Origin of the sequence: Streptomyces sp. NPDC005263 (assembly GCF_042872365.1) — a bacterium.
Lineage (GTDB): Bacteria > Actinomycetota > Actinomycetes > Streptomycetales > Streptomycetaceae > Streptomyces.
Genome location: NZ_JBIAKJ010000037.1, coordinates 1 through 1,217, shown reverse-complemented (window position 1 = coordinate 1,217; position 1,217 = coordinate 1). Strand labels below are relative to the sequence as shown.

Below are 1,217 nucleotides of genomic sequence, written 5' to 3'. Positions count from 1 at the left end.
ACAGCGAACCGACCCGCATACGAGCCCCTGGCACAAGCACTCAGCACCCCCGCCCTGCTGACACCCACCCAATGCCACCAGATCACCCACTCACATGGCTGGAGGGCTACCAGGCCCTGCTGCGCTGGCGGAACGAGAACGAGATCACCGGCCTCTACGCCGTGCCCTACGACGTCGAGGTGCAAGTGGGGGTCACGAAGGATTTCCGCTGGGGCGCTGGGTCCACCAGCAGAGGAAGGCGCTGCGGGCAGGCGAACTGGAGGAGCGGCGCAAGACCCTGCTGGACGCGCCGGAGGCCGGGATGGTGTGGGAGCCGGGCGAGGAAGCGTGGGAGAACAAGCTCGCCGCGCTGCGCTCCTACCGGTGGCTTTGTCAGTGAGTTCTGACACCGGTTGTCGGTCGACGGCGACACCGCACGGTGTTGGCGGAGAGTAATATCGCTGAGTTTTGACACCACTTGGGTGCTTGCGGTGGGAGGCTGGGAGTGCTCTGCGTGGTGAGGGGGCGCCGGTGCCACCGAAGTCCAAGGTCGATCTGTACGCGGCGATCCGCCGTGATGTCCGGGCGGGGATGTCGAACCGGGCCTTGCAGCGCAAGTACGGGGTGGGTTTCCGGACGGTGAAGGCGGCCGTGGAGTCCGTCTGGCCGGAGCCGCGCAAGCAGCTGCCGCCCCGCAAGACGCGGCTGGACGTGTTCAAGCCGGTGATCGACCAGATGCTGCGGGCGGATCTGGACGCGCCGCGCAAGCAGCGGCACACCGTCAAGCGGATCTTCGACCGGCTGCTGGACGAGCACGGTGCGGTGGAGGTGACCTATCCGATGGTGCGGGCCTATGTCGCTGATCGCCGCCCGCAGATACGGATAGAGGCGGGACGCGGACCGTTGAACGCGTTCATCCCGCAGACCCACTTGCCGGGAGCGGAAGCCGAGGTCGACTTCGGGGACGTGACGATCCGTCTGGCCGGCGAGCAGGTCAAGGTGTTCCTGTTCGCGATGCGCCTGTCGTACTCCGGCAAGGCGGTGCACCGCATCTTCGCCTCGTGCGGCCAGGAGGCGTTCTTCGAGGGCCACGTCCACGCTCTCAGCGTGCTGGGCGGCGTCCCTCGCGGCAAGGTGCGCTATGACTGTGAGGATGATCGGGTGCCGCTTCGAGCGGTGGCCTGACTCGCGCTACGACTGGCTTCGTGCCCTGAGTGTTGATCTGTCGGTCACTGCCC

General features: G+C 67.0%; 1 protein-coding gene and 1 pseudogene. Both read left to right on the top strand.

Features of this window, described 5'->3' with window-relative positions:
• Positions 1-89: 89 nt before the first annotated feature.
• A pseudogene (locus tag ACFYRY_RS42955) lies at positions 90-364 on the top strand (helicase associated domain-containing protein); the annotation flags it as partial.
• A 146-nt stretch (positions 365-510) separates the two neighbouring features.
• On the top strand, positions 511-1,164 hold the full coding sequence (locus ACFYRY_RS42950) for a hypothetical protein (RefSeq protein WP_389158968.1): 654 nt from the start codon (positions 511-513) through the stop codon (positions 1,162-1,164).
• Positions 1,165-1,217 lie beyond the last annotated feature (53 nt).